The following is a 23618-nucleotide window of genomic DNA, read 5'->3' on the forward strand; positions in this document are numbered from 1 at the left end:
GTACATTTATATGGAAATTACACCAATTTTGAGTAAGGACACATAATTTTTACTATAAATACATATAACAATTTCATCTTTCATAAAAAAAACGTTATAATGAGGTGTAGCCTCTACGATTACGTTATAAAGGAGATTAAAATTATGGCTAAAATTAAAGTGTACCAAGCAAAAGAAGAAAATATGGATGCAGTAAAAAATATCATTGATGTTGAGGAACAAAACCCAACTACTGAAAATTTACAAAATCTATATGCGTGTGTATTAGATACTGAAGATATGGCATTGCCTGAATCATATATTGAAGAAGATATCTTAATTGATTCTATTGAAGTTATGGTTAACGCTTCTCAAAGCAAAGTAAGAGACTTAGGCGCATACGATGTAATTGAAGTTCAAAACAAAGGCAAGAAAACGCAAATTTTATTACTTGCAGACGAAGAATACGAAATTATCGAAGGCTAATCTAACACCGTACATACGAAAAAGCTCCTTTCCAATTGGAAAGGAGCTTTTTCATTACGCTTTTGATGTTTCACTCTTTTTATTCATTTGTTCTTTCTTAATTACCATACGCTCATTTCCCATAAAGAAAATGAATATGAATGCTAATCCAGCTGGTACCAATGCCCACATGAATGTTTGAACAATTGAACTAGAAAGAGCGTCAATAATTTTATCTAATATTTGCGGAGGGATTTGAGATCTTGCCGATTCTGATAAAATGGCTCTTGAATCCCCTAATTTTGTATTCATTCCCCCGCTCATCCCTTTAAATGCTTCTTCTAATTGATCTTGGAAACCTGTTCTTTGGATCATTCCGAAGATTGTAATACCTAGTGTCATTCCTAATGAACGAATGAAGTTACTCGTTGAAGTCGCAGATCCACGCTGTTCCATACCGAAGTTATGAATTGAAGCCATACTTAGTACAGAGAATGAGAAACCTACTCCAAATCCGATAATAATCATATAAACTGTTAATAATGCACGACTTGTTTCTGGCGTTAATGTACTTAATAAGAATAATCCGATTAACATAATAACAGCAGAAATAATCATAATGTTTCGGTAGCTCAGCTTAGTCGTTAAAAATCCACCTAACTGCGCTGTTACGACTGATCCTAGCATCATAGGTAAAAGTAATAATCCTGAGTTTGTTGCAGTCCCGCCGTATACACCTTGAATGAATAACGGAATGTAAACAGTTGCTGACATAAATGCAGCACCGTAACATAATGCAATAATTGTACTCATTCCGAATAAGCGCTGCTTAAACATCTCAAATGAAATAATTGGTTCTTCTACTTTTCGTTCAATAAAAATGAATGCGATGATTAAAATAGCGAATCCACCAAATAAACTTAAAATAAAGCTAGAATCCCAATCATATTTTTGTCCGCCTAGTTCAAGCGCAAACATTAAAGAAACTACTGCACCAACTAAAGTAATTGCGCCAAACCAATCAATTTTTTGCTTTCTATGAACGCGTGATTCTTTATAAAAGAATGTAATAAAAATAAGTGCTAAAATGCCAAGTGGTAAGTTAATATAAAATACCCAGTGCCAGCTAATGTAATCGGTAATATATGCGCCAAGTAATGGCCCGAAAATACTAGATAATCCAAATACAGCTCCGAATAAACCACCCATTTTCCCGCGTTTTTCAGGTGGAAAAATATCAAAAACGATAGTAAACGCGATCGGCACTAATGCCCCGCCACCAATACCTTGAATGGCACGATAAATACCTAACTGTGTAATATTTTCAGCAGTACCACAAAGTGCCGAACCAATCATAAAGACAATTAAACCGAAAATAAAGAATCGCTTTCTACCATACATATCTGATAGCTTACCGAAAATCGGCATGCCTGCCATTTCTGCGACCATATAGGCAGAAACGACCCATACAAAGTTTTCAAGGCCTCCTAAGTCACCAACGATTGTTCCCATCGCCGTTACGACAATGGTATTATCCATCGATGCCATTAAAATACCTAGCAATAAGCCCGCCACAACAAAGCCGAGCTTATTATTCTTCTCAACCATATCTCTTGCTCTCCTTCATACTACTTATATTTGTTTATGTTCTTTTACGACTGCATTACCTTTTTGATTAAAACTAGTATGATATTCTACAACACTAATTTCACATCCAGGACCAATTGTGACGTTGTTGCCTCTTACAACTTCAGCGATCGTATGTTCTAAATAGATATCATCTCCTTCAACAATCGAAGTTTGGAGGCTCCCAGCATGACTAGTAAAAGGAATAAATCTCGCTTTTTTACGAACGGTAATTTTTTTACCACCAATTTCTCTTATCTTACTGCCTTCATAACGAAGTGAAATTTCAATATTTTCAGCATTAAGTAATCCATCACTTTCAAGACCACCAGTTAATGATAAATCTTCTACTTCAATATCTCCCTTTACATTTAAAGCACCTTTTACATCTACGAAATCACCTGAAAACTTTCCTTCAATATTTATCATACCTCTAACTTTTGTTTTTTCAATATGAGCATCACCATGAATTTGTGTATTACCATATACTTTTACATATTCCGCATCTACATTTCCTTGTACTTCGTTATCTCCATACACGACATAATTTTTCACTTTCACATTACCGCGTACATCACTCGTTCCATACGTTTTAAACTCATTACAACTCATATCATTCGTAATTGTTCCTTCACCGCGAATCTTCACTTTATTATAATCTCCGCCTGCTGAATTACCAGAACCATTTACTGTCAGACTATGTGGATGTTCCATACCGATTTCTCCCTTCCGTTAAACCTGCTTAATTTCTTTTACATTTGCATTTTTATCAACAGTAAGAACACCAGTATATTCAATCAGTTCAATCTCACAGTTTGCTCCTACTGTAACATTGTTTCCTCTTACTGTTCTTATGTGAGCATAATCAATATCGATATTGTCACCTTCTAATAGTTCAGCTTCTAACTGCAAGCCAAACACTGTTTTAAATAGCCTACTAAATGTACCTGATCTATGTCTTACTTTAATCGTTTGACCACCAATTTCTTTCGCTCGACATGTACCGTGAATATTTATATTAATTTCATCTGCGTTTAATAAACCACCGATTGTAAATTGTCCTTCTGAAGAAAAAGTATCCACTTCACAATTACCGTCAATTGTAGCTTGACCATTGACTTTAAATTCTTCACCAGTGACATTTCCACCTATCGTACCTTTTCCTGCAATTTTCAAACTGTTTGCTTTTACATTTTGCGTAATTGTTGCTTTTCCATCAATTCGCATCGTTTCAGCTTGAACTGTGCCACCAACTTTACCAGATCCGCTAATTCGTGCACTGCTACTTTTCAAATCGCCAGTAACTGCACCGTAACCGTTACATTCAAATTGCTCACATTCAACATTTCCATTCACAGTTCCTTTTCCATTTAATTGCACTTTATGAAACTCGCCACCATTCGATGAACCGTAACCATTTATAATCAAATTATCTGTACGCATACTTTCTCCTCCACTACAACAATTTAGTTTTTAATGCTTCGGTATATTTCATAATCGCTTCGCGTAAAACGATTTTGGTGCCTTTTTCAAAAATTAAATCGTCCACGTTTGAAACTAATAAACATGTAGAAATCCCTAACTTTCGGACAATGATTAAGTCACAAGTTTTATGTTTAATTGCTTCATAATTTTCACGTAAAACTTGCAAGACCATTTTTCCTTCTTCTAAACTAATCTCTCCTGATTGTAGTAATTCTTCTAACATGTACACATAAAGAATATCTACAAATTGAAAATCTGCTCTTTTATTCGTTTGTTCTATGAAAAATTGTAAAACTGGTTCTGATGCAATCCCCTTTCGTAAAATGTCTTCCTTTGTTAAAAGAATTTCTCTCACACTCGGTGAAAACATGTTAGCTAGTTCATCAAGTGATAAATCCTCTTTCATCGTTTGGATTTTATCGATACGCTCTAATATCTTTTCTTTCGGAAAAAATGTCTCTTGACCTGTAAACGTTGATTTTCGTACAAACCAATCTTCCGGAATTAAATTTTTTCTTTTCCACCTATATAACTGTCCATATGAAATACCAGTTAGTTCTAATAAATCTTTTTTTGAAATTAAATCTGTACTCAACTGTATAACACTCCTTCCTGATAACAATGTAACATAACACTGTTACGCTGTAAATAAACTTTTATCACAAGTAGCGTAACAATGTGTAAAACAAACCTATTCCTACATACAAAAAAGGCTCTTACACACCTTATGAAAATGTGCAAAAGCCCTTATATATCAAGACTTAAACCAAATATTATAAAAATCAATCCAACCTTGTGAATTAATCATTATATTTTGAACTTTGTCATGTGTACTTACCTCTTGTTTATTACGATATAAAGGAATAATATGAATTTGACGTAACAAAGTATCCTCGATATCACGTAACAGTGTAACTCTTTTCTCTAATTCTTCTTGTCTAAAATAAGGAGACAACTTTTCATGAAAGTCCATGCTGCTTTGTCCATGAATAAAACTATTTTTTGTAAGAAACATATATAATAGACTATCTTCTATTCGTTCACTAATTGTGGCACTATCATGCACCATATCGGCCTTTTGTATCGTACTTACTTCCAATAGCTCTTCTATATCAAGAAAATTATTTTCTACACGAATCCCATATTTCGCACACTCTTTTTGTATCCACTGTGCATCTTCAACATGATCTCGTCCTGTAAATGTGTAGAGTTGTAGCACTTCATTATGATAAGTACTCCTTTTAATTAAACTTTCTACATCTTCCTCAATCTCTACAATGCTTTCACCTGCTAATATTAGTTTTTTTGCCACTTCTCCACGTTCTCCGCCGAGTTCTTGAACGATTGTATAACCATGAATGATGTTATATAACGCTTTCCGAAATAACTCATCTTGCATTGGTCCTTCTTTCGTAAGATTACATGTTATATATGTCACGTTCGACTCAAGCCGAGACAATTCTTTATTATGTTTTTCTTTATCTTTATACTGCGCCTTTACTAAAACATCGTATGTACCTACACCTTGTTCTACATTCCACAACTCAACACGATCTAAAAAAGGTCTTTCACGAAAATATAAAGGATGTCCTTCTAAAATGAACAGATTTTCATTACTTTTATATAATTGAAAAGGCCCGGTTCCAATTAGCCCTCCTGCTTCATCTTCATTCACGATAGAACACTGTTCTGCACTTAGCATATGTAAAAACATTCGATTTTCTGTATGTAATTGAATTTCGAAAACGTAGTCATCCACTGAACTGATACTTTCAACGTGTTGTAACATCCATGCGTGTGCATTATTTTCCAGCTTCATAAATCGATTCAACGAGTATATAACATCATGTGCAGTAAGTTGTTTTCCATTATGAAAGTGAACTCCTTTTCGTAAGTAAAACGTCCATATTTTTTCAGCGTCATTATATTCCCAGTGAAATGCAAGTCTTGGCTCTATAATGTTTGTATTACCGTCTACATACACGAGTGTGTCGAATATATGTTTTACCATATGGCATTCTGAGCGCATTGTAGCGTATACAGGATCTAATGTGATATCTAAATTCATTTGTACTTGCAACCGGAGTACATCTCTTCTCCCTTCAGATGTCATTTCAACCTTATGACCAAATATTGAATCCACCCAGGAATGATATTCTCCCTTTACTGATGGAAAATGTGAGCTATAGCGTTCCACAAATATACTTCCGCTTTTCACATCCCCTTTTTTCGTTATTTCTTTTCCTCTATCTAAAATTAAAGATATCGGGTGCTTTTGAAATATTAACTTAGACCGATTTCCTCTGCCGCGACCTGGAAACCACTTGATCCAATTTAACTCATCTAATTTTTTTATAATTAACTTACTATTGCGCTCTGTACAAAATAATGTACCAGATATATTTTGCACTGTTACTTCCAATCGTTCTCCCTCTTTTTTTCCTTTTCCATAAGCAATCCATAGTTCAATGTATTGATCTAAAATAAACATCATACTCCCCCTAAAAGGTGAAAAATCCTCCCTATAGTCTCTACCCTTTTTCCAACTCTCCTTTCATCTTATCATTTCAATATAGAAAGGAGGAATTAATATTGAATTATCTCTTACTTCGTCACAATAAACCTATTTTTATTAGATTGTGTGGTGAATTATTAACCCGAACGACTGAATCTATGTTAGCTCTCATTATGATTATTTACGTCAATAAAATGTTAAACGGCAATGTAATAATAACTATGCTAATTTTCGGATTACAGCCACTTTCAGACATTTTATTTACACTTATTGCTGGAGGAATTACTGATAAATATGGCCGAAAAAAGATTATGTTACTCGGATTATTACTACAAGGTGTTGCAATCGGCAGTTTCGTTTTCGCTCAATCTGTTTTTATATTTGCACTGTTATATGTCATTAATGGTATTGGCCGTTCCTTATACATTCCAGCTCAGCGTGCACAAATTGCTGATTTAACAAAACAAGAGCAGCAAGCAGAAATTTTTGCTCTCCTACAAACGATGGGAGCAATTGGATCCGTAGTCGGCCCTTTAATCGGTGCATGTTTTTATAATACTCACCCAGAATATTTATTTATCGTGCAAAGTGTAACCCTTACGATATATGCCGTTGTTGTTTGGACCCAGCTCCCAGAAACCGTTCCACCTATGAGTAAGTCGAAACAAACAGTTGAGGCAAGTTCACCAAAGCAATTTATTTTTAAACATTATGCTATATTCGGTCTTATGGTTTCTACACTTCCTATTAGCTTTTTTTATGCACAAACTGAGACGAATTATCGTATTTTTGCAGAACATGTATTTCCTAATCTCGTATTCATACTCGCATTTATTTCAACATGCAAAGCCATTTTGGAAATCATACTACAAATCTTCCTCGTAAAATGGTCTGAACGATTTTCTATGGCGAAAATCATCCTTATTTCTTACGCCTGCTATACAATAGCTGCAGTTGGCTTTAGTTATTCAACGACGATATTGTCGTTATTCTTCACCTTACTCTTTTTAGTCATTGGAGAAAGTATTGCTCTAAACCACTTATTACGATTCGTTTCAGAAATTGCACCTCACAATAAACGTGGTTTATATTTTTCAATTTACGGTATACACTGGGATATATCTCGAACGTGCGGACCAGTTATTGGTGCAGTTTTATTAAGTAAGTTAAATGGAAGTATGCTGTTTTATATTTGTGCTAGTTTCTTATTAATTGGAGGTATTGTTCAAGCACTGTTTGTTCAAAATTTAGAACGTAAAAAAATCACGAACCAGCCTACACATAATTTATAGGTTACTACTTTTTCAGTAGATCAATATTTCTTATTGGATGAATATTAAAAAACAAAAGTGAAGTATTTCGCGTATGAAAGTATGTTTTATATGGCAGGAGACGTTCCTTATTTACAACTAAAAACACCTCATTTAAGGAAAGTGAGGTGTTTTTGAAATCACTTAATTTCTTATCCTGCCATTTTATTAATACTATCCTCTGGTGAAAATACAGAAATATGATCTACCTTACCAGTCGATTTTGGAATGACAAATTTCAGCTCATACTGGTTATTTACTTTGTATACATATATTTTATCTTCACCATTCTCTTTAACTGAAGATGGTTTTCCTAATGCTTTTTCAATTTCTTGTAATGTAATCAATTTTAGTTCTGCATGATATGAGCGTACATCAAAAACTTGTGACCCTTTATTAAATCCGAAAACAATATTTTTATTTGTAAAAGTTGCGTACATTCCGTTCCCTGCATATTCGGTTTTATTTGCTTTCCCCCACGCTTTTTCAATTTCTTCAATATCCCCTGTATGGGCTCCAAATGGTACATTAGGTACTTTTCCTTCTTTTGCGAGTTCAAACAAATCTTTAACGTGGTTAATTGATTTTTGATTAAGTGTTCTATTTTTCGAATCTGGGCCAGGCGATGGTTTTGTTGTTTTTTCATTGCTTGGTTTTGCTTCAGGATTTTTCTGTTCTTCTGAAAAATTACTTTGTTCATTTTTATTATTTTCCGAGGTTGGATTTGTTTCCTTTTTTTCGTCTGTCTCTTTACATGCGGCTAGTGCAAACATACATGTAAACACCAAAAATAACATAACTATTTTTAAATATATTTTCATCATCTTTACCCCCTATTGCATCTTATTCATTTCGTTAACCAACCCATTACACTACTTTTCAAATTATGTTTGTTCCAAAAAAGTCAGTGCTTCACTCTCTCCAAAAGCTTGTACAAAATATATTACAAAAGCTGTTTCTAAAAAGTAACCAAGTCTGTTATATCCGAAGTAACTACCTCCTGATAAACGAAACCATTTTCATCTCCTTATTTAAACCTTCTCTTCTCAATGATAATATCCTCTATCTATAACTTAAAACATGCTCTCACAACAGCTCCTTGAAACAGAAAAAAACCAGTAGGAAGTGATTACTCTTTTCCTACTGGTTAAAATAAAATTATACGGTAAATCTTAGCTTCTTAAAAAATATAGCGATAGTATTTTTTACAGTTTCAAAATTATAAGCAAACGTGTTATCTCCACTTAATGATGAAATACATGTTAAACCTGCAGCTTTAATAAAAGCTTTTACATCTACAAGCATAAAATTAGCCTCCATGAATTTAATTACAATCATTATAACAGGTGTTTTACGATGCTAACATGAAAGTAATAAATAAATTTCTATTATTAATTTATCCCGCTATTTGCCGGGCAGTAAGATCCCCACCTCAAAATTCAGCGGAAACAAAGAAGTTAGGTGGGGGCCCTGCTGTCCGTAAAAGCCCGCTTGGTGAGGGCTGATAATCAGTGGGGATGAACACCCCACTGATTAAAGTTTCACTTTATTTAGCTCACAGTACACCATTCCAATGTCATATAAAAAAGCTGCCCAAAAAGGGCAGCTTCAAATATGTATATTACACTTCGATTGATTTACCATCTTCAACAATATGATAAAGTAAATGCGCTAAATGATGAATTGGACCGTATTCTTCCTCTTCCTCATCTGTTTCACCTTGGAACTCAAGATCGTTTAAGTACAGTGCTAAAAATTGATAGTATAGTTTTAAATCAAATCCGTAGCACGCAGTTGGCTCTTCATGATCACCTTCGTATTGTAACATTAAGTATTGATCGTTTCCTTCTGCATCTTCTGCATCAAAGAATACGAAGAATCCAACGTTTGTATCTAAATCAAATAGATGACGAGTGCCTTTTTCTGTTGCTTTGTTAAAGTCCTCTTCACTTAATTTCTGTACTGTTGTCGCTTTAGCATTATCTTCTTGATGGAAATTTACTGTGAATGTTTTCAATGCTGACACCTCCTGATTGTATAATACTAGCATAACATATAAAAAGGACTGCTTACAAATGTAAACAGTCCTTACATTCATTTTCGCATTGCTCGTAATAAGAAGCTTACGATGAAAATTAAAATGATCGCACCGATTAAAGCTGGAATAATTGCATATCCGCCAATGACTGGACCAAAACTACCAAGTAATTTCGAACCAACCCAAGAACCGATAATACCAGCAATAATATTACCTATTACACCACCAGGTACGTCCTTTCCAGTAATTAAGCTCGCAAGCCACCCTAATATACCACCGACGATTAAAGACCAAATCATATAATAACCTCCTTTACATTTCACCAATCAAAATATAATTAGAAACAATTGCTTACCATTAGTTATGTGACATTTTTCATAAGTTATTCATGTTGTTCAACTTTAAGATTTTTGAGAATAATACACACAGATTAAACCTTTTTTGAACTAACGATTTATCCGACTTTTTATTACACACATTAAGGACAATCTGGCTTCAATATTGTTCGCATAAACTCTTCTTTAAAAGCTGCATAGTTAAAACCAACAGCAATTCTTTGAATCGGCCGATCATCAAACCTTGTTGGCTCAGCTATTTTTCTAAAGTCTGCTACACTTTGGCCCCTAGTCACATCATTTGTCGTACTAATCCACACTGCCGATTTTTTATATTCGAAAATACTGTCATTTATAAACGAGATAAACGGTAGTAAATCGTGTATAGGACTTCCACCAATACCCGGATATTCTTTTTTATAAAAGTTCTCATAATAAAAATCAATCATTGGTTTAATGAGTTTCGCCTGTCCAGTTCCTTGTTTATCTATTATATTGGCCATTTCAGGTGTTATAAGCGCGCCCTGTGTTACATTTAACGGGTATATGCTAGCGTTTTTCGCATATTTCATAACAATATTTGCTGCAATTGGATCACCATAAAAATTCGCTTCAGATACAGGTGTAACATTACCTGGAAATAGGAAAGCGCCGCCCATTATATAATACGAACAAATACGATCCATTATATTTGGATACAATAAAAATAACGTAGCAAGCGTCGTTAGTCTCCCTGTCGCCACAATTATAATATCTTCTGGACAAGGTTCGATTAATTTGATTAATTCACAAAAATTTTCTCGTTTACAAATTCTCATCTCAGGTGGAATAATAGGACCTAAACCGTGATCCCCGTGGATTTCAGGGAAAAACAAAGGCTCTTCAGCTGTCATCGGTCTACTCGCACCTTCAATAATTTTCACTTGTGTAGCATAGTACCTTTCTAAAAAATAAACATTTTCCGTAACAATATCTCGTGATACATTCCCGTACTCAGCAACAATACCTAGAATATCTAATTTACATGTTTTATTTGCATAAATTAACGCTACGGCGTCATCAATACCAAAGTCTCCAAAAAAGATAATTTTCTTATTAACTATTCTCACCCCTCTTGAGCATAATCTACTATTATTATTATGTGAAAAAGACAAGGCGGTGAAACAGCGCAAACTAAAAAAGCCGCCTATTTATTGGCGACTTCAATCTTTTTATAAGACAAATATGCAAGTACATTTTTACTTGAATCGTATTTCGGGTTATTTCCTTTTCTCGGCTCTCTCATATGTGTCTTTTCAAATCCAGGAATGTCTGGCATTTTCCCCATAAATTCAAGCATTTCTTCCTCAGTACCTTCAATGCGTACACGAATCATTATAACTATTCCTCAATTCTCGGTTTCTCTGTACTAAGTATATCGTACTTCAGAAAGACTGCAACACATTTATCTTTTTAACGTTGTACTTTTTTTACATATAAACATAGCCATTTCAGTATAGAACGATTCTACTTTATTATTTTTAAATTGAATATTAAAATATCCCTTCATTTCGTTTGGTGCTTTCATCATACATTCTGTTAATTTTTCACGCTTTTGTAAAGGGACATCCATCATATTACACCACCAGTCAAAATCAAACTTCTTATCAAAAGTAAGACATGACTGCATTTGCAAACCGTTTTTTTCTAATAAAGTAAGCCATTCTGTCTTTTTTAGAGCTCGTTCATGACTTGGGTCACGCTTTTTTTCTATAAAATTATAAAATGTATTATATTCATTATTTTCTGGCGAAACATTATCTATTAAGATGAATAATCCATTATCCTCCAACGTACGATTTACTTCATAAATAAATTGAGCCGGACTCGTAAAATGATGGGCTGCAATCCGGCATGTAATTGTATCAAAAAAATGGTCTGCAAATGGTAAATTCTCTGCATTTCCTGCTACAAAAGATACATTTTCATGACCATTCTGCTTTATAAAAACTTTTGCTTTTTCTAACATCTGTTCTGTTAAATCAAGTGCAACTACTTCTTTAAACATAGGTGCTAACATATTTGCCACATGCCCGCCACCAGTAGCAACATCAAGAAGACGATTATTATGACGAGACTCAACTTGTTGAACTACATATTGTAAATCCAGTCCTTTAGCATGTATTTTACTATTTACATATTTATCTGCATTGCTGCCAAACTGTTTTTTCACAAGCTCTTCTTTACTCATATTATCATCTTCTTTCTATTGTTATTTACATATACAACCCATATAATTACTACAATTCTCTTAATGTATTTTCAAATCCTCTTTTCATCTCACTTCTTATCATATTTACCTTTCATTAAAATAATATAATTTCGCATTTTATTATTAAACAAAAAAAGGCTATGGGAACTTCCCCCCCTAACCTGAATAAATATTTACTACATTTTTATTTCTTCGTATATATCTATATAATATAAATCCTCTTTCAACTTCATAATAACATCTACTTCGTTATAAGTAGCCTCACGAGCATGTAAACCAAATTGATCCATACCAATCCATATCCACCCAGGTGTAAGATATAAAACATCTATATTAAAATAATCTAACTTAGTAAGCTCCGATGTAATAAATTTATCTTTATTAGCGATTTGTTTATCTATTAAACCGTATTCTTTCCCATTTTCAAATAGCGATATAAATTTCCCTACAATCGGATGTTCACGAACAATAAAATGATATTCTTTTTCCTCTATATTTACCACAATCAAACGAGAAACAGATAAATCAGGCCCTGAATTCGACATATTTGTTTATTCACCTCCTTATATAGGCTTCTTAAATATGATAACAAATGAATATTCAAATTAAGTTAATATAATGTAAAAAATAAAAAAGCTGATTTCCCTTTAGAAATCAGCCTTTATAATTTGATCAACTTTATTCTTTTACAAATTATTATAATGTTTCTTTTTCCTCATCATTTCCAGAAACTAAATTTCCTATAGCATCCGCTGTTACTTCCACTACAAATTCACAAATACCAGCTACAACTTCTCCAATTATTTCATCCATCTTTTTACCCCCTTATTTTATGTAACCTATTTGCATTATAGAAGAAACTGGTAAATATAAACTATCGAAAAAGGTGACATAAACCTTACAGAATTGTAAGCTCTTTCATCCCTTTACTTATCCCCTTTGAAACTCCAAGTATTTTTAGCAGACATATAGGCCATCATAATATGAAGCAAGTAATAATCTAGTGTCAGGAGGCGTTTAATATGTATTACGTAAAATTAATTAAAGGTCAATCTTTCTACGCTTTTGATCATCGTTTCTTAGTGTCTGAAGAAGAAGAGGTTTCAGAGAAAATTTATAATTACTTACGACGTAATGAATTTTTTGAAGTACGTAAAGAAGAATATTCTGCTTAATTACAAAAAGCATTAAGAAAAATATCATCTTATTGTGATATATTCTTAATGCTTTTATGTGAATTTCTTCTTTTCAATAATTATTGTTGACTCTATTAAATAATCTAGTATTTGTCCAAACTAATTATTCACTATTTTCATATTCTAGTATATGAGGAGGTGAAGAATATGACTCATATCATTGATTACCAAGCTACTCAACCTATTAGTAAAACTGGTGAAACAACTTTTGCAATCCCAGCTTCTCCAAATAAAGCAATTTTAGCAAATTTGAAATTGCGAATTTCAAGTAGAGATTCACGTAATAATCGAGTAGAATTAATCGCTACAATTGGTGTAGAAGGTATAACTGAGACTTCACAAGTTTTATTCCGAATTTCCCGTGATAATATTGAAATTTTTAATGCACAAGTAGGTATTGAATCTACAGATTCTGAACAATTCTATGTACAAACATTTCAAGCTATAGATCAAAACGTTAGCAGTGGAACACACGAATATTCATTAACTGTAGAAAACCTTACTAGTGGTGCAAGCGCAGAAGTTGTTGGCCCACTATCTTTTAGCGCTTTAGCTATTGGACAAGAGCGTAAATGTTGCTAAGTGAATCTAATATTTAATTTTGTACTTGAGAAAAGCGAGGCGTAGTTATACGTTCTTGCTTTTTTATATGTCCCCTTACTTTCTATTAGCTTTAATCATAAATTTTTTACGTTTTGATTCACTTATTTCATCAATTAACACATCAAATTTTTGACAAATCAAAAAGATTGAAATCCAATTATGAAACACGTAATATAGACTCTGACTCTAAAAAAGTTCGTATAAAAATACTACATAAATAAGGAGGTTTTATATACGCGTTTTTCATTTTAAAAGACGGAGAGGTTTTATGTTATGTGGCGTAATAAAAACGTTTGGATTGTTTTAATTGGGGAGTTTATTGCAGGTCTAGGATTATGGCTTGGTATTCTTGGCAACCTTGAATTTATGCAAAAATATGTCCCTTCTGATTTCATGAAATCAGTTATATTATTTATCGGACTATTAGCCGGTGTTCTAGTTGGACCTATGGCTGGCCGTGTCATCGATCAGTATGAAAAGAAAAAAGTTCTTCTTTACGCTGGGTTTGGTCGAGTTTTAAGTGTTATTTTCATGTTTTTTGCTATTCAATTTGAAAGTATCGCATTTATGATTGCATTTATGGTTGCTCTTCAAATTTCAGCAGCATTTTATTTCCCTGCATTACAATCTGTAATTCCACTCATCGTACGTGAGCATGAGTTATTACAAATGAATGGTGTACATATGAATGTTGGTACAATCGCTCGTATTGCAGGTACTTCACTAGGTGGAATTCTTTTAGTTGTGATGAGTTTACAGTACATGTATGCCTTCTCAATGGCAGCATACGCCTTATTATTCCTCTCGACTTTCTTCCTACAATTCGAAGACAAGAAATCAACAACACCAAGTAAACAAGCTGCAAAAGATAATAGCTTTATGGAAGTATTTCGTATTTTAAAAGGAATTCCTATTGCTTTTACAGCACTTATATTAAGTATCATCCCTCTATTATTTATAGCTGGGTTTAATTTAATGGTTATTAACATCAGCGAAATGCAACATGATCCTACGATTAAAGGGTTCATATATACAATTGAAGGTGTCGCATTTATGTTAGGTGCCTTCGTAATTAAACGTCTATCTGATCATTTCAAACCTGAAAAATTACTATATTTCTTCGCAGTTTGTACTGCTTTTGCACATCTGTCATTGTTCTTTAGCGATATAAAATGGATGGCTCTTACATCATTTGGTTTATTTGGGTTTAGTGTTGGCTGCTTCTTCCCTATTATGTCGACGATTTTCCAAACGAAAGTGGAAAAAAGTTATCACGGTCGCCTCTTCTCATTCCGTAATATGTTTGAGAGGGTTATGTTCCAAATCGTCTTACTTGGAACAGGCTTCTTCTTAGATACAATTGGGTTACAATATATGGTTCTCATCTTCGGAGTCGTTTCATTATTGATTATTTCTATTTCCCTTTCTAAGCAGAAACATTATGAAAAACAGCATTCACAATCTGCGAATTTATAAAATAAACAAAGAAGTATGGATCTAATATTGAATCCATACTTCTTTGTTTTATAATACGCCTATTTATTACGTTTATTGAAATTACCTAAAGGAGTATCCCCCTTTTATTTCGAATAGATTATAAAAAGTACTCTTTATAAAAGGAGTGGTAAAATGTCTGATGGCATCCAAGTATTTATTGTCCTGCTCTTTGCAATTGCTCTGTTTAGCATCCTAAACTTTTTAGCCATTTCCTTGTCTGGACATAGTTTTAAAAAAAGAATCGTGGCAGGTTTCATATTTTTACTACTGACTCCCATTATCTTTTTGACTATCGCAACATTTGCTTCTATATTCGATAAAGCAGGATTTGGCGCAGGTACGTTAGCCTTTATGATCGCAAGCGTATATATATTAAATGGAATAGTAATTCTGCTTTCCTCTTTATTTATCCTCAAAAAAGACATAACATAGGCTATAGTACTAGCATGAATCTGACTTTACACTAGATTCATGCTTATTTAATTTCTCCTAAATTTTTATATGAAATTAAATAATTCTTTAAAAAAATTTAAACTTTATTTATTATAATATCCCTATCGTATTCGCACGTTTATTCAAATTTAAAAGAAAGGAGCACAAAATGAAAAAGGTTCTACTTACAATTCCTATACTAATCATCCTACTTAGTGGATGCAGCAATAACGATATATACGGTTCTTGGGAAGTCGTTGACAATAAAAAAGGTGAATGCCCTGTATATTATAAATTTGAAACAGTTGTCAAAAAAGAAAATAAAGAGGAAATTGTGCAAAATTTAGTAGAAATGCAAACAACAAAGAATAAAGACGATTTATATAAAGGCTCATTTGTCAAAAATTCTAATGTATATCACATTGATTATGGTAATTCATTTACATCGGACCAAACTTTAAAAGTTGCCGACGGTACATTAAATGTATACTTTTTGACAGCCGAAAAATTATGCACATATAAAAAGAAATGATTACATTTCAGAGGAGACGCAGAAAATATTTTCTGCGTTATTTCACTTTAGAAATCGTCCGCAAAAATAGCCCTTGTTTTCGTATTCTTTTTCATTCAAAACATGAGAAATATACTTAATAAAAACTAGAAAATACCTTAAGTTATATAAAATGAATCATATAATACACATTTCAATTAATATATCTACGCTATTTACATCGTTACTTTTCAAAATAGGCTAATCCTCCCTCTAAATTTATCAATCGTTTTAATTTTCATAAAAAAATGATAAAATGTAAACATGTGTTTTCAGAATAATTAAAAACGCAGAATGAAAGCACTGTTTTTAGGAGGGGTTTTGATGACTTACACGTTAGCAACTAGAATGAAAGCATTCCAATCTTCTATATTTAGTGAATTAGGAGCCTATAAAAAAGAAAAAATTGCAGCAGGTCATAACATGATTGATTTGAGCATCGGAAATCCTGATATGCCGCCCGCTGATTTTGTAAGAGAAACAATGGTACATACAGCGAGTGAAAAAGAGAGCTACGGGTATACATTATCCGGTATTCAAGAATTTCACGAAGCTGTAACTGAATATTACAACAACACTCATAACGTTTTATTAAATGCGGATAAAGAAGTTTTATTATTAATGGGTTCACAAGACGGGCTCGTTCATTTACCTATGGTTTATGCAAATCCAGGTGATATTATATTAGTTCCTGATCCAGGATATACAGCTTATGAAACAGGTATTCAAATGGCTGGTGCAACATCTTACTACATGCCTTTAACGAAAGAGAATGATTTCTTACCAGACTTAGAAGTCATCCCTGAAGAAATTGCCGATCAAGCGAAGATGATGATTTTAAACTTCCCAGGGAATCCCGTTCCAGCAATAGCTCATGAAGATTTCTTTAAAGAAGTAATCGTATTCGCGAAAAAGCATAATATTATCGTTGTCCATGATTTTGCTTATGCTGAATTTTATTTCGATGGTAATAAGCCAATTAGCTTCCTCTCTGTACCTGGTGCTAAAGAAGTTGGTGTAGAAATCAATTCTTTGTCAAAAAGTTATAGTTTAGCAGGTAGCCGTATTGGATATATGATTGGAAACGAAGAAATTATTCGTGCACTTACTCAATTTAAATCTAATACCGATTACGGTGTATTTTTACCAATTCAAAAAGCGGCATCTGCAGCACTAAGAAATGGCGCTGCATTTTGTGAGAAAAACCGCGATATTTATCAAGAACGGAGAGATACTTTAGTCGATGGATTCCGAACATTTGGCTGGAATGTCGATAAGCCAGCTGGTAGTATGTTTGTCTGGGCTGAAATTCCACAAGGATGGACTTCTCTAGACTTCGCTTATGCATTAATGGATCGTGCGAATGTCGTTGTTACACCTGGTCATGCATTTGGACCTCATGGAGAAGGCTTCGTACGTATTGCACTCGTTCAAGATAAAGAAGTTTTGCAACAAGTTGTTGAAAATATTAGAAATAGCGGCATTTTCGTCCTTGAAAAAGTAGATGAATTAGTTAAAAATTAGTTCCCACTCCCCTGCTTAACTTTAGCAGGGGTATTATTAATTGGAGGTACTTTCATATGCATATTAAAGACACGCTTCCCCATCGTTATCCATTTTTAATGATTGATAAAGTAACAAATGTAAAACAAGGTGAATCCGTTACAGGATATAAACTCATTACAAATAACGAATGGTTTATAAATGATAGTCAAAAACATATGCCTCATATGTTAATTGTAGAATCACTTGCCCAGCTTAGTGCATTTGTACATACAAGTGATTCTGAAGGACTAGGATTCCTCTCCTCTTTAGATGGAGTTGAATTCCACGGAAAAGCATATCCCGGTGATAAACTTGATTTACATTATGAGCTAACGCGCAATCGCCGAAGTTTTGTTCTTGGTAAAGGTATTGCAACTGTAAACGACCAGCCTATTGTAACTATAGAAAAACTATTAATATATCAAGCAGATTAAAATGTTCCTTATATCAGTTGGAAATATCTATTCTCAACCAATTAAGTAAATAGGAAAATATATTACGTAGTTAGGAGCAGGAAAATGGAACGTACTATCGGTATCGATGCTGGAGGCACATTAACGAAAATAGCTTATTTTAACAAAAAAAAGCTATTAACTTTTGAAAAATTTTATTCGCATGAACAACATAAAATAATAGATTGGATTAAAAACAACAATGGCATAAAACAAATATGTATTACGGGTGGTAAATCGAAACTATTACAGCAACTGCTTACAGGTTCATATAAAATAATAGAGCTAAGCGAATTTGAAGCTACTCTTGCAGGTGTCCAATACATATTAAAAGAAGAAAAACACACTATAAACAATTTTATTTTAACCAATATCGGTACAGGTACTTCTATCCATTATGTTTATAATGAACAATATATTCGCGCTGGTGGAACCGGAGTTGGCGGTGGGACTATTATGGGACTTTCAAAATTGTTAACAAATATAGATCATTTTGAAGATGTAATTCCTCTAACAAAAGTAGGATCTAGAAAAGAACTAGATATTACGGTTGGAGATATTTATGGTGGTATTCTCTCACCTATTGATAATAGCTTAACTGCTAGCAATTTTGGTAAAGCCGCTATTTCAGAATCGAAATATAATAGCTCAGACATACTTGCTACTATACAAGGACTTGTCGGTGAAGTCGTTACTGCATTAAGCCTTCAATTCGCTGAAACAAAAAACATTAAACATATTATTTATATTGGTTCGACTTTATGTAATAACGTACAACTTCAACATATTATAAGTAGCTACACCGAATATCAAAATAAAACACCAATCTTTTTACAAGATGGTGGTAATAGCGGTGCAATTGGTGCATTACTTCATGCTACGAAATAAAAAGCTGACTTTTGTCAGCTTTTTAAAAATGGCACTTCAAATTCAATAATTGATTCCCCGTTCTCTTTAATTCGCTCCACGCTTATTCTATCAATCACACAATTTAACTTCCCATGAAAACTAGGAATCTCCTTCACTACTTCAGCAGCTAATTTGGCACTTTCTTTTCTTCCGACTGTTACATGCGGGATGTACGGAATGTCTTCTTTCAAAAATTGTAATAAAGGTCCTGTATACAGGCTATCATGTAGTTCTTCTATTTGTTTTCTTCCTCTATCAACTTCTAAAAACAAATAGTTTCCTACGCTAGTGATACGATTTGCAAACTCAATTTCAATTTTGCCTCCCCCTTTTGATACATTAAAAATATGAGATTTTAATTCATCATTTGAAATATTACTCTTAAACGGGAATACGATTGTTATATGCGGTGGAATTAATCCAAATAAAGGATCATGTTTATGTCTAATGTTCTCTATTTTATCGATGGACATGTTGTTTAGAAAAAGTAAAATTGTACGCATTTTTATCCCCTCAACTTTTCCTCATTATAATATGTATCATATTCTATGACAGCCTGCCCTTCAACAACTTGTTTTGCTTACCTATAAAAATAAAAAAACTTCTCAAATGAGAAGTTTTCATATAGCATGATTATTATTTTCCCGCCAAACTTTCCTAAACTTTATATAACAAGCAATTCTCCATGGAATAATATACGAGACAGCAACAACGTAAAATAATAAACCAATCGTTTGTTGATCTAAATCAACGATAAATTGTCTTGAACCATATCTTAAAACGACAAGTGCAATAAAAGTAATTAAAAAAGCTGCACTTTTTTTCGTATAAATATTCCCATCATCTCTTCGCTCATAATTTGTTAGTGCTATAAGTGGTACAGAGAAAAGAATCCCAATAAATGCTGCTATAGCCACTTGTAGTACAGCTGGATGTACGGGACCTAAAATCCATACAATACCTGGTGTTAAAAATAGTAATGGCCATAAAATACGTTTTCCCGATCCCTTTATTGTCTTATACATGGAGCGATAACGACGCCAAAATATTAGTAGTGCAATGCATAAAAAAACGGTTATTAATGAAGAAGTATCTCCCATTTACTCTTCCTTCTCCCCTAAAATAATTGTATTTAAATTGTATCTTCAAACGAAACCTTACGAATAAATAGAGCGCTAATTACAATATATATGCAAATAAGAACTATCGAAACTAATATGAAATTAGGTATTTCTAGTAACATTTTACTATTAATAAACACCAACTCTTTTATACCTATCCCTGCATACATTGTACTCGCCAATCCGAATAAAACTATTATACTAAAGGCCAATCCGAACCAATTAAATCTTTTCTGAACAATAGTTGTTGATTGGAATAAACAAGCTAATGTACTATAAAATATGAATTGTACAAAGAATTGTTCAATTGCAGATGCTCCTAAATTTACATGTTCTGTTTTATAAAATGTATCCTGTAAAAACAAAGCTTGAAGACATGAAAACAATGCTGATTGCAATAAATTAAAACATATTGAACCAATCAAAAATTGCAACCTAGTGACACCAAACGAGACGACTGTAGGAAAAATATCAAGTTGAATAAGAAACACGCTTATCACAATAAACATTACGATTACAATTGATGAATTATTGAAAATATCATGTAAAAATGCTACCTTTATTCCCTTTAAATCAGTTGCAGTCATTGTCCCTTTTATAAGTAATGCCACAGTCCAAAAGATAAGAATGGCTTTATACTGATATTTTATATGTAACTTCAACTGCTTCATTAACATCGTCATTTTATTTCACCACCAGTTATATGAATAAATAGTTTTTGTAATGTAATTCTATCAATTGATAACCCTTCTTTTTCAAGAGGGTAATAATCTTCATTAGAAAGTTCTTCCCATATAACAGAAATCCCCTTATTTCCATAAACTTCTCGATTTATAACTTTTTTATTAATTGAAAACTTACCTACTTTATCTTTTTTCCCTGAAATAATATGACCTTGTCGTAATAAATCTTCCACTGATGATTGAACAACAAGTGCACCTTCTTTTATGATGATTACATCTTCGATAACATGGGTTACTTCTTCTACTAAATGAGTTGATAATATAATTGTTCTTGGATGCTCACCATAATCTTCTAATAGTAAACTATAAAACAGCTCTCGATGTGCTGCGTCTAAACCGGTAGTCGGTTCATAAAAAATTGTAATCGGCGCCCTACTTGCTAATCCTTGAATAATTCCTACTACAGTTTGCATTCCATGTGATAATTTATGGTATTTGTCTTTCAAATTAAGTTGAAATCTCCTAGCAAGTTCTTCAGCAAACTCTTGATCCCAGTTTTTATAAAACATGTTACATAAATTAAAAATATTTTTTACTTTATCATTTAAATATGCAGCTTCTTTAACTCTAACAAAACAAATATTTTGCATTGCTTTACTATTTTCAAATACATTTTCACCAAATATTGATATGCTTCCACTACTTGAAGTAATTTGACCTGCAAGTAAATTTAATAGTGTCGTTTTCCCTGCTCCGTTCCTTCCAAGCAAACCATATATTTTATGCTCTTCCAATGAAATCGTTACTTCATTTACAGCTATTTTCTTTTTATATTTTTTCGTTACATCTTTCGTTTCAAGTGCAATCATCCCTCTTTCCCCTCCTTCGTAATCTTTTGAATCATATCCATCAATTCATTTTTTGATATTTCTAGTACTTTCGCTTCTTCCCACACTTTAGGTAAATATTCAGTCATAAAAGTATTTTGTCTTTTTTTTAGTACGACTTCTTTCGCTCCCTTTGCAACAAACATTCCGATCCCTCTCTTTTTATATAAAATCCCCTCATCCACTAATACATTTACCCCTTTAGCTGCAGTAGCCGGATTTATTTGTAACATCTTCGCAAATTGATTTGTCGATGGAACTTGTTCTTCTTCAAGCAATATGTCTTTTAAAATATCAGATTCAATCGTTTCTGCAATTTGTAAGTATATTAATTTATTTTGCTCCAGAGTAGGTTTCACACTTTCACCACCTTAGGTTCATAGGTTCATTACTTGTGTAATTAACCATATCACATAAAAATGTTTTTTCCATAAATTTCTTTTACAAAAAAAGAGAATCATTCGTTTAAGAATGACTCTCTTTCTAAAATTTCGAAGTTTCAACTCTTGTTCTCAAATTCTTTTCATTTATACCATTTTGACAAAAGTTAAATTGTTGTCCCTTTATTGACTTTGTACGATCTACTATTTGCCCTAAATGATAACTTGTATGCTCCACTAAATGTAATAAACTATGAAGTTCAATATGCCTTTTTTCTTCCCATACTTGTATATATACTTTTCCCCACTCATCAAATATTTCTTCAACAGTTTTTAACAAAGTTTCGGAGCTTAAATGTTTTATTGGAAAATATTCTTCAATTCCATTTTCAAAAACTATATTGGGATCCTTATAACGCCTTGTATTTCTCTGTAAATGTTCACAAATATGTAGTACGATTCCACCAATTGAATTAACAGAAGTCTCTTGTTTCCACAAATCTTCTTCACTAACGAGCCTAATTGCCTGTACTAACTTAGGTAAATAATGATCCTGCATTCTATGATAAGAAATTTTGTATACTAACTCCATCTTCTCCCCTCCATTATTTCAACTGGCTCACTGGATATTTAGCAAATAAAGATTTCCGAAAATCTTTATCTTCCACAAGCATTTTAATTTTTTCTTCATTGCCGTTAAAGAACTTTATAACTTTATTTTTATCCCATATATCTTTTTCTTTTGGAAAATCATCGAATATACTATGCAAAATTGATAACATTTCTTCCCTCGTTATCTTAAAGTTTTTATTCTCTACCTGAAACTCATAACTTTTTGCATTTGGCACTAAAATTACTAAATATATAGCATTAAAGAAAAAATTCTTCTTCATCGTATCCTTCTCATCAAACCAATACGTCTCAATCATTTCTTCTGTAAGAGCCCCACTTTCTTTTGCGCCATAGTTCACTTTTATATTTTCTTTTTCTAAACTTATACTTTGAACTGTTCCACCACCGGGTAAATGATTAACAATTGCAACCACATCTGAGTTATTACCAACATATGTTCCAGCATATTTCTTAAAGTCACTAGGTTTCACATCACATATTTCTTTTATTCTTTCTCCGCTAGAACAAGCAGTAATAAATAAAAAAAATTGTTAGCATAACAACTACATTACGATGCATATATTTCATTTAGCATCCCCCATTTTTATCGATATTTCGTTAATTACAATACATCTTCTCAAAACCCTTTAAAACATACGCATTTTAATCAAAATTAAAAATTTTCAATTTTTCCGTTTACAATTATCCATTAATTGTATATAATTACTAACGTAAGAAAAATATTCT

The 23618-nt window shown here is 32.8% G+C and carries 29 protein-coding genes and 2 pseudogenes; 10 read left to right on the forward strand and 21 right to left on the reverse strand.

Annotated features, from left to right (window positions below; translation table 11 throughout):
- The first annotated feature begins 144 nt into the window (after positions 1 to 144).
- On the forward strand, positions 145 to 465 hold the full coding sequence (locus tag HMPREF1014_RS14360) for a hypothetical protein (protein ID WP_001062731.1): 321 nt from the start codon (positions 145 to 147) through the stop codon (positions 463 to 465).
- 54 nt (positions 466 to 519) lie between these two features.
- Here the strand turns inward: HMPREF1014_RS14360 and HMPREF1014_RS14365 are convergent, their stop codons facing one another.
- The 5 genes from HMPREF1014_RS14365 to HMPREF1014_RS14385 form a co-directional block, all read right to left on the reverse strand.
- The gene (locus HMPREF1014_RS14365) at positions 520 to 2052 is read right to left on the reverse strand and encodes an MDR family MFS transporter (protein ID WP_000229618.1); all 1533 of its coding nucleotides are present in this window, start codon (positions 2050 to 2052) and stop codon (positions 520 to 522) included.
- Positions 2053 to 2076: 24 nt separating this feature from the next.
- The gene (locus tag HMPREF1014_RS14370; protein ID WP_000400909.1) at positions 2077 to 2784 is read right to left on the reverse strand and encodes a hypothetical protein; all 708 of its coding nucleotides are present in this window, start codon (positions 2782 to 2784) and stop codon (positions 2077 to 2079) included.
- A gap of 18 nt (positions 2785 to 2802) precedes the next feature.
- Positions 2803 to 3513 carry a polymer-forming cytoskeletal protein gene (locus HMPREF1014_RS14375; protein ID WP_001258386.1) on the reverse strand — a complete coding sequence of 237 codons (711 nt, stop codon included), beginning with the start codon at positions 3511 to 3513 and terminating at the stop codon, positions 2803 to 2805.
- 13 nt (positions 3514 to 3526) lie between these two features.
- Positions 3527 to 4150 carry a YhbD family protein gene (locus HMPREF1014_RS14380; RefSeq protein WP_000102244.1) on the reverse strand — a complete coding sequence of 208 codons (624 nt, stop codon included), beginning with the start codon at positions 4148 to 4150 and terminating at the stop codon, positions 3527 to 3529.
- Between the two features lie 159 nt (positions 4151 to 4309).
- On the reverse strand, positions 4310 to 6046 hold the full coding sequence (locus HMPREF1014_RS14385) for an ABC transporter substrate-binding protein (RefSeq protein ID WP_000470205.1): 1737 nt from the start codon (positions 6044 to 6046) through the stop codon (positions 4310 to 4312).
- A gap of 101 nt (positions 6047 to 6147) precedes the next feature.
- Between HMPREF1014_RS14385 and HMPREF1014_RS14390 the strand changes: the two genes are divergently transcribed.
- Positions 6148 to 7362, forward strand: coding sequence for an MDR family MFS transporter (locus HMPREF1014_RS14390; protein WP_001108445.1), 1215 nt, complete (start codon positions 6148 to 6150; stop codon positions 7360 to 7362).
- A gap of 170 nt (positions 7363 to 7532) precedes the next feature.
- Here the strand turns inward: HMPREF1014_RS14390 and HMPREF1014_RS14395 are convergent, their stop codons facing one another.
- From HMPREF1014_RS14395 to HMPREF1014_RS14430, 9 genes and pseudogenes are all read right to left on the reverse strand, one after another.
- Positions 7533 to 8204, reverse strand: coding sequence for a YjgB family protein (locus tag HMPREF1014_RS14395; RefSeq protein WP_009327068.1), 672 nt, complete (start codon positions 8202 to 8204; stop codon positions 7533 to 7535).
- 23 nt (positions 8205 to 8227) lie between these two features.
- Positions 8228 to 8399, reverse strand: a pseudogene (locus HMPREF1014_RS30060) (aminopeptidase); the annotation flags it as partial.
- A 139-nt stretch (positions 8400 to 8538) separates the two neighbouring features.
- A complete protein-coding gene (locus HMPREF1014_RS14400) occupies positions 8539 to 8685 on the reverse strand; it encodes a hypothetical protein (RefSeq protein WP_000959547.1) in 147 nt (48 codons plus the stop codon).
- A gap of 316 nt (positions 8686 to 9001) precedes the next feature.
- Positions 9002 to 9397: a hypothetical protein gene (locus HMPREF1014_RS14405; protein WP_000847593.1), complete on the reverse strand. Its 396-nt coding sequence runs from the start codon at positions 9395 to 9397 to the stop codon at positions 9002 to 9004.
- Positions 9398 to 9474: 77 nt separating this feature from the next.
- Positions 9475 to 9717, reverse strand: coding sequence for a GlsB/YeaQ/YmgE family stress response membrane protein (locus HMPREF1014_RS14410; RefSeq protein WP_000638306.1), 243 nt, complete (start codon positions 9715 to 9717; stop codon positions 9475 to 9477).
- A gap of 179 nt (positions 9718 to 9896) precedes the next feature.
- Complete coding sequence (locus HMPREF1014_RS14415) at positions 9897 to 10862, reverse strand: nucleoside hydrolase (protein ID WP_001223681.1); 966 nt, start codon at positions 10860 to 10862, stop codon at positions 9897 to 9899.
- A 77-nt stretch (positions 10863 to 10939) separates the two neighbouring features.
- A complete protein-coding gene (locus HMPREF1014_RS14420) occupies positions 10940 to 11128 on the reverse strand; it encodes a DUF3970 family protein (RefSeq protein WP_000621885.1) in 189 nt (62 codons plus the stop codon).
- A gap of 69 nt (positions 11129 to 11197) precedes the next feature.
- Entirely contained in the window at positions 11198 to 11983 is a 786-nt protein-coding gene (locus HMPREF1014_RS14425; RefSeq protein WP_000031311.1) for a class I SAM-dependent methyltransferase, read from the reverse strand.
- A gap of 197 nt (positions 11984 to 12180) precedes the next feature.
- Positions 12181 to 12549: a hypothetical protein gene (locus tag HMPREF1014_RS14430; RefSeq protein ID WP_000071478.1), complete on the reverse strand. Its 369-nt coding sequence runs from the start codon at positions 12547 to 12549 to the stop codon at positions 12181 to 12183.
- Between the two features lie 477 nt (positions 12550 to 13026).
- Between HMPREF1014_RS14430 and HMPREF1014_RS30065 the strand changes: the two genes are divergently transcribed.
- From HMPREF1014_RS30065 to coaW, 8 genes are all read left to right on the forward strand, one after another.
- Positions 13027 to 13179 carry a YqbF domain-containing protein gene (locus HMPREF1014_RS30065; RefSeq protein WP_000291905.1) on the forward strand — a complete coding sequence of 51 codons (153 nt, stop codon included), beginning with the start codon at positions 13027 to 13029 and terminating at the stop codon, positions 13177 to 13179.
- 168 nt (positions 13180 to 13347) lie between these two features.
- Positions 13348 to 13782, forward strand: a complete 435-nt coding sequence (gene exsC / locus HMPREF1014_RS14440) for an exosporium protein ExsC (RefSeq protein WP_000148798.1) — start codon at positions 13348 to 13350, stop codon at positions 13780 to 13782.
- 294 nt (positions 13783 to 14076) lie between these two features.
- Positions 14077 to 15279 (forward strand): MFS transporter, encoded by a 1203-nt coding sequence (locus tag HMPREF1014_RS14445; protein WP_000269261.1) that lies wholly within the window; start codon positions 14077 to 14079, stop codon positions 15277 to 15279.
- Positions 15280 to 15432: 153 nt separating this feature from the next.
- Entirely contained in the window at positions 15433 to 15732 is a 300-nt protein-coding gene (locus HMPREF1014_RS31300; protein WP_001279473.1) for a hypothetical protein, read from the forward strand.
- Between the two features lie 169 nt (positions 15733 to 15901).
- Complete coding sequence (locus HMPREF1014_RS14455; protein WP_000757017.1) at positions 15902 to 16264, forward strand: hypothetical protein; 363 nt, start codon at positions 15902 to 15904, stop codon at positions 16262 to 16264.
- 342 nt (positions 16265 to 16606) lie between these two features.
- A complete protein-coding gene (locus HMPREF1014_RS14460) occupies positions 16607 to 17806 on the forward strand; it encodes an LL-diaminopimelate aminotransferase (protein WP_000222709.1) in 1200 nt (399 codons plus the stop codon).
- A 56-nt stretch (positions 17807 to 17862) separates the two neighbouring features.
- On the forward strand, positions 17863 to 18261 hold the full coding sequence (locus HMPREF1014_RS14465) for a 3-hydroxyacyl-ACP dehydratase FabZ family protein (protein ID WP_000547660.1): 399 nt from the start codon (positions 17863 to 17865) through the stop codon (positions 18259 to 18261).
- Between the two features lie 84 nt (positions 18262 to 18345).
- Positions 18346 to 19167, forward strand: coding sequence for a type II pantothenate kinase (gene coaW, locus HMPREF1014_RS14470; RefSeq protein ID WP_000442506.1), 822 nt, complete (start codon positions 18346 to 18348; stop codon positions 19165 to 19167).
- Between the two features lie 14 nt (positions 19168 to 19181).
- Here the strand turns inward: coaW and HMPREF1014_RS14475 are convergent, their stop codons facing one another.
- The 7 genes and pseudogenes from HMPREF1014_RS14475 to HMPREF1014_RS14505 form a co-directional block, all read right to left on the reverse strand.
- A complete protein-coding gene (locus HMPREF1014_RS14475) occupies positions 19182 to 19691 on the reverse strand; it encodes a 2'-5' RNA ligase family protein (RefSeq protein WP_001259208.1) in 510 nt (169 codons plus the stop codon).
- Between the two features lie 117 nt (positions 19692 to 19808).
- On the reverse strand, positions 19809 to 20288 hold the full coding sequence (locus tag HMPREF1014_RS14480) for a CcdC family protein (protein WP_000502980.1): 480 nt from the start codon (positions 20286 to 20288) through the stop codon (positions 19809 to 19811).
- Between the two features lie 32 nt (positions 20289 to 20320).
- Complete coding sequence (locus HMPREF1014_RS14485) at positions 20321 to 20992, reverse strand: DUF4052 family protein (protein ID WP_000178179.1); 672 nt, start codon at positions 20990 to 20992, stop codon at positions 20321 to 20323.
- Positions 20989 to 21861 (reverse strand): ATP-binding cassette domain-containing protein, encoded by an 873-nt coding sequence (locus tag HMPREF1014_RS14490; RefSeq protein WP_000560917.1) that lies wholly within the window; start codon positions 21859 to 21861, stop codon positions 20989 to 20991. The genes HMPREF1014_RS14485 and HMPREF1014_RS14490 overlap by 4 nt, the downstream gene beginning before the upstream one ends.
- Positions 21858 to 22238 carry a GntR family transcriptional regulator gene (locus tag HMPREF1014_RS14495; RefSeq protein ID WP_000805199.1) on the reverse strand — a complete coding sequence of 127 codons (381 nt, stop codon included), beginning with the start codon at positions 22236 to 22238 and terminating at the stop codon, positions 21858 to 21860. Before HMPREF1014_RS14495 ends, HMPREF1014_RS14490 begins: the two co-directional genes overlap by 4 nt.
- Before the next feature lie 124 nt (positions 22239 to 22362).
- Positions 22363 to 22851, reverse strand: coding sequence for a DinB family protein (locus HMPREF1014_RS14500; protein ID WP_000424640.1), 489 nt, complete (start codon positions 22849 to 22851; stop codon positions 22363 to 22365).
- Positions 22852 to 22864: 13 nt separating this feature from the next.
- A pseudogene (locus tag HMPREF1014_RS14505) lies at positions 22865 to 23459 on the reverse strand (DUF4825 domain-containing protein).
- Between the last annotated feature and the right edge of the window lie 159 nt (positions 23460 to 23618).

Origin of the sequence: Bacillus sp. 7_6_55CFAA_CT2, assembly GCF_000238655.1 — a bacterium.
Lineage (GTDB): Bacteria > Bacillota > Bacilli > Bacillales > Bacillaceae_G > Bacillus_A > Bacillus_A cereus.